Here is a 2593-nt window from a genome sequence, read left to right as displayed (position 1 = left end):
CCGCTATGAGCAAAAGGCGCTGCGCGCGGGCGGGGTGCCGCATTATCTGACGTTTCGCAAGGATTTGGAGGTGTCGCCGCGCGTGCCGCGCGTCGACCCGGGCGAGGGGCGCTGCCCCTCGCGCTCCCCGGAGTATTTTCACAAAGAAGAAGCGGCGCGGGCAGTGGACGGGCCGGGGCGGTGGCGCTATCAGCATTGGCAACGATTTGAACGAAAGCTTTGCCATGTCCGGCCACGGTGCCCCCATTCCCATGATCTCGCATCCCTCTGGCCCGCTGAGCGGCGTGGCGGAGGTGCCCGGGGACAAGTCGATCTCGCATCGCAGCCTGATCCTGGGGGCGATGGCCGTGGGTGAGACCAGGATTTCGGGGCTTCTGGAAGGGCAGGACGTGCTGGATACCGGCCGTGCGATGCAGGCTTTCGGGGCCGAGATCGAGCGGGTCGGTGACGGTGAATGGCGGGTGCACGGGGTTGGGGTTGGTGGCTTTGCCGAGCCGGATAATGTGATTGATTGTGGCAATTCCGGCACTGGCGTGCGGTTGATCATGGGGGCGATGGCGACCTGCCCGATCACTGTGACATTTACCGGCGATGCCAGCCTGAATGGCCGCCCGATGGCGCGGGTGACGGACCCGCTGGCGCTGTTTGGCATGCAGGCAGTCGGCCGCGCCGGTGGCCGGTTACCGATGACATTGGTGGGTGCCGCAGAGCCGTTGCCGGTGCGCTATATCGTGCCGGTGCCCTCGGCGCAGGTGAAATCGGCGGTGCTGCTGGCGGGGCTGAACGCGCCGGGGCAGACAGTGGTGATCGAGGCCGAGGCAACGCGCGACCATACCGAACGGATGCTGGCAGGCTTCGGGGCCGAGATCAGCACCGAAATCACCGATGAGGGCCGGGTGATCACCCTGACGGGCCAGCCTGAGTTGCGTCCGCAGGCCATCACCGTGCCGCGCGATCCGTCCTCGGCCGCCTTTCCGGTCTGTGCCGCGCTGATCGTGCCGGGATCGGATGTGCTGGTGCCCGGGATCGGGTTGAACCCGACCCGCGCCGGGCTGTTCACCACTTTGCGCGAGATGGGGGCCGATCTGAGCTATGAAAACATGCGCGAGGAGGGTGGCGAGCCGGTCGCCGATCTGCGCGCGCGCTATTCGCCGGACATGACCGGGATCGAGGTGCCGCCCGCGCGCGCCGCCAGCATGATCGACGAATATCCGGTCCTGTCGGTGGTCGCGGCCAATGCCACCGGCACCACGATGATGCCCGGCGTTCGGGAATTGCGGGTCAAGGAAAGCGACCGGATCGAGGCGATGGCCACCGGATTGCGCGCCAATGGCGTTGCGGTCGAGGATGGCCCGGATTGGTGGAGCGTGGCGGGCAAGGGTCCCGGCAGTGTCGCGGGCGGGGGCCTGGCGCAGAGCCATCTGGATCACCGGATTGCGATGTCTTTCCTGGTGCTGGGGATGGCGGCGCAAGAACCGGTGCGGGTCGATGATGCCGGGCCGATTGCGACCTCGTTTCCGATATTTGAAGGCTTGATGGCGCAACTGGGCGCGTCGCTGGTGCGGGGCGATTGACCGGCGGTGGCCTTTGCGGGGCTGCAAGGTGAAGGAGATTGCGCCATGGTAACCGGATCCTGCCTGTGCGGCGCGGTGCGCTATGTCGTATCGGGTGAATTGCGCCCGGTGATTGCCTGCCATTGCAGCCAATGCCGCAAGACATCGGGCCATCATGTGGCGGCGACCTCGGCCCGGCGCGAGGCGGTTCGGATCACCGGCGAGGTCAGCTGGTATGCCTCCTCGGAAAATGCGCGGCGCGGCTTCTGCCCGACCTGTGGCAGCAATCTGTTCTGGGATGGGGCCGGGGCGAATCTGTCGATCTTTGCCGGCACGTTGGATGGCGCGACGGGGTTGAACATTGCGGGGCATATCTATTGCACCGACAAGGGTGACTATTATGAGATCGCGGATGGTTTGCCGCAGGCCCAGGGATGTGACCCCGGCCTGACGACGATGGTATAGGGGATGGCTTTTGCGGGTGTCGCCGCGCGTGCCGCGCGTCGACCGGTGCGAGGGGCGCTGCCCCTCGCGCTCCCTGGAGTATTTTCACAAAGAAGAAGCGGTGCGGGTGACTGCGACGTGCAACCTGACCCTTGCGGATCGGGCAGGGCTTGGGTAGCCATTGGGCATGGCATTCACGGTTGCAATTGACGGGCCTGCGGCGGCGGGAAAGGGCACCATCGCGCGGGCGGTGGCGGCGCATTTTGGCTTCGCGCATCTTGATACCGGGCTGCTCTATCGCGCCGTCGGGCAGCGGATGCTGGCGGGCGAAGATGCGGTGATGGCGGCGCGGGATCTGCGGGCCGAGGATCTGGACCATCCCGATCTGCGTGGCACCCAAGCGGCGCAGGCGGCCAGCCGGGTGGCCGCCATCCCAGATGTGCGCGCGGCGCTGTTGGATTTTCAGCACGCCTTTGCGCGGCGTCTGGGCGGTGCGGTGCTGGACGGGCGCGATATCGGCACGGTGATCTGCCCGCAGGCGGATGTGAAGCTGTATGTCACCGCATCCGATGAGACCCGCGCCACAAGGCGGCACA

Annotated in this window: 3 protein-coding genes; all 3 read left to right on the top strand. The window is 66.6% G+C overall.

Annotated elements, in window-relative coordinates; all coding sequences use genetic code 11:
* The first annotated feature begins 224 nt into the window (after window positions 1–224).
* On the top strand, window positions 225–1574 hold the full coding sequence (aroA, locus tag ACW8PS_RS11965; RefSeq protein WP_491527672.1) for a 3-phosphoshikimate 1-carboxyvinyltransferase: 1350 nt from the start codon (window positions 225–227) through the stop codon (window positions 1572–1574).
* Window positions 1575–1619: 45 nt separating this feature from the next.
* Window positions 1620–2018, top strand: a complete 399-nt coding sequence (locus ACW8PS_RS11960; RefSeq protein WP_491527671.1) for a GFA family protein — start codon at window positions 1620–1622, stop codon at window positions 2016–2018.
* Window positions 2019–2184: 166 nt separating this feature from the next.
* Window positions 2185–2593 (top strand): (d)CMP kinase (locus ACW8PS_RS11955; RefSeq protein ID WP_491527670.1); only part of this gene is annotated, 409 nt, incomplete at its 3' end.

It is taken from the genome of Alterinioella sp. (assembly GCF_058343375.1).
Note: the sequence above shows the minus strand (reverse complement) of the source record. Positions and strands in the feature narration are given on the sequence as shown.